Source organism: Halomicronema sp. CCY15110, assembly GCF_016888165.1.
Classification (GTDB): domain Bacteria; phylum Cyanobacteriota; class Cyanobacteriia; order Phormidesmidales; family Phormidesmidaceae; genus Halomicronema.
Genome location: NZ_JACSWC010000082.1, coordinates 1 through 1560, shown reverse-complemented (window position 1 = coordinate 1560; position 1560 = coordinate 1). Strand labels below are relative to the sequence as shown.

Here is a 1560-nt window from a genome sequence, read left to right as displayed (position 1 = left end):
CCCCAGACTTTAGCGGACGAGCCAATATCAGAGTTGCTTTAGGCTTAATCCATAGAGTGACAAAGGTCTGCGCCCAGGCCAATGGCCCAGTCCCCTTCATCCCCCATTACGCTACGAGCATTGTTGTCGTCTCTACGCGAAAAAGGGACCGGGTGCCTTGGGGCTTATTGACACATATTGCATCAGTGAATCCCAAGGCACCCGGTCCCTGGCAACCTCAAGGCACCCGGCACCTAGAGAAGCCTAGTCTATCTGCAAGTGGGCCTTAATTTCCGGTAGCTGCTGCTGGACACACTCGTAGCCCGTTTTGATAATCGCTTCAGCCTGATGAAAGTCAAAGATGCCGTGGTGACTCAAGGGCGGCTGCAGCAGAATCTCCGGCGGATGCTCGGTGAGCATATTCTGAGTGACGCGCTGCTCCATCACGTTGAGCGATACCCCAATCACATCAAAAATGTTGGGGCCTTGCCGCTCTTCTGGCAGCCAGTTGTCTAACTTTTCTTGCAGCTGATCTTGCAGGGTTTCGTACCGGTCTTGGAGACGTTGCAGCACTTTAGCCGCACGGGTGCTCTGAAATTGCTCGGCCAGGCGATCAATTTGTTTGGGCAGGATGTCGAGATTGCTCTCGGAGTCTGAATTTAGGGGATTGTCGGACTCAGGGACGCGATCGCCGTCCGCCGATTCTGAGGTCGAATTGTCTGATTGATGGCTGGTTGACGATGCGGTGGGGTCAGCGCTGATGTCCACAGCTGCTTCATCCGGCGAGGTGGGATGATTCAGATTCACCGCCAGCACCACATCGACCCCCAGGCGGCGGGCCACATCCACGGGTACGGGATTCACAATGCCGCCGTCCCCCAGATGGCGACCGGAGTGCTGGAAGGGCGTAAAAATGCCAGGCATTGAGATGCTCGCGCGGACGGCATCAGCCAGTCGTCCCTGCTCTAAACAGACCGGGCTACCGGCTTCAAGATCAGTCGCGACGCAGCAAAAGGGAATTTTGGTGTCTTCAATTTGGCGATCGCACAGATGCTCCGAAAGTAAGTCGTAGATGCGGTTGCCATCGAGCAACCCGGTGCTGGGAAAGACCACATCAAAATAGGAAACGATCGCCCGCCAGTTGAGGGATTGGACAAAGGCTTCGAGTTCATCGAGTTCATCCGCCGCATAGATGGCACCGACAAACGCCCCAATGCTAGAACCCGCGATCGCGTGAATCTGAATGCCCGCCTCCTCTAAGGCGCGAATGACGCCAATATGCGCCCATCCCCTCGCCCCGCCACTGCCTAGCGCTAGCCCCAAGGTCTTAACCAAGCCTCTGACTCCTTGTGGTTGATGACAAAAACAGCATACGTGCTGATCACCCATTTGCCTGATCGGGCGGAACATGTGGTCCCCGTGCAAGCAATCGCCGGTGGTTGGCATTGAGAACGATACAGCAGCAGGGCCATTTCATTCTTATAGAGTTCATAACGTACTAGGGCCAGCCCTCTAAAGGTGTTTTCAATACCGCTTAATAATTGCTGTCACTCAGCCCGAGAGGAAGACGGAGCTAGTGAG

The 1560-nt window shown here is 55.3% G+C and carries 1 protein-coding gene; it reads right to left on the bottom strand.

Annotated elements, in window-relative coordinates; genetic code table 11:
- Window positions 1–243 precede the first annotated feature (243 nt).
- Window positions 244–1314, bottom strand: a complete 1071-nt coding sequence (locus JUK32_RS00960) for a patatin-like phospholipase family protein (protein ID WP_239112183.1) — start codon at window positions 1312–1314, stop codon at window positions 244–246.
- Window positions 1315–1560 lie beyond the last annotated feature (246 nt).